The sequence below is a fragment of the Thermalbibacter longus genome, assembly GCF_023806485.1.
Taxonomy (GTDB): Bacteria; Chloroflexota; Chloroflexia; order Thermomicrobiales; family Thermomicrobiaceae; genus Thermalbibacter; species Thermalbibacter longus.
On record NZ_JAMSLR010000036.1, the window covers coordinates 1 to 996 of the forward strand.

The window sequence follows — 996 nt, forward strand, 5'->3', positions numbered from 1 at the left end:
GAGCGGGACGTCTACGACGTCACGATCATCGGCGGGGGCCCGGTGGGGCTGTTTGCGGCCTTCTATGCGGGCATGCGCGGGCTGAAGACGAAGATCATCGACAGCCTGCCGGAGCTGGGGGGGCAGCTCATCGCGGTCTACCCGGAGAAGTACATCTACGACGTGGCGGGGTTTCCCAAGGTCTTGGCCAAGGACTACGTGGCGGGGGCGGTGGAGCAGGCGCTCTCCACCGGGGCGGTGGCGTGCCTGGAGGAGGCGGTCGTCGGGCTGGAGCGGGTGGAGCCGGAGGGGCTGCTGCGGCTGACGACGGACAAGCGGGAGCACTGGACGCGGACGGTGATCATCTGTGCTGGGGTGGGGTCGTTCGAGCCCAAGCGGCTGGAGGCGCCGGGGGTGCGGGAGTTCGAGGGGCGAGGGGTGCACTACCTGGTGCGGGATCTGGAGGCGTTTCGGGGCAAGGACGTGGTGATCGTGGGTGGGGGGGACTCGGCGGTGGACTGGGCGCTGACGGTGTACCCGCTGGCGCGGCAGGTGACGCTGGTCCACCGGAGCAAGTTTCGGGCGCACGAGCGGTCGGTGCAGGCGCTGCACGCGTCGCCGGTGCGGCTGTACTACCCGTTCTACGAGGTGAAGGAGGCGCGGGGGAACGCGTGGCTGGAGGAGGTGAGGGTGCAGCAGACCCGGACGGGGGAGGAGCAGGTGGTACCGGCGCAGGCGATGATCGTGGCGATCGGGTTTGCGGCGGATCTGGGGCCGATGAAGGGGTGGGGGCTGACGGTTGAGCGCAACAGCATCGTGGTGGATCCGCAGACGATGGGGACGGGGGTGCCGGGGGTGTACGCGGCGGGGGACGTGGTGACGTACCCGAGCAAGTTCAAGCTGATAGCGACGGGGGTGGCGGAGGCGATCATCGCGGTCAACCATGCGGTGGTGTACCTCGATCCGAGCGCGCGGCTGGACGCTGGCCACTCCACCAACATCATGGAAAAGCGGGAG

General features: G+C 69.1%; 1 protein-coding gene. It reads left to right on the plus strand.

Going from position 1 to position 996, the window contains the following annotated elements:
• Positions 1-996: NAD(P)/FAD-dependent oxidoreductase (locus NET02_RS16310; RefSeq protein ID WP_284058489.1), on the plus strand; the 996-nt coding region annotated here is incomplete at both ends.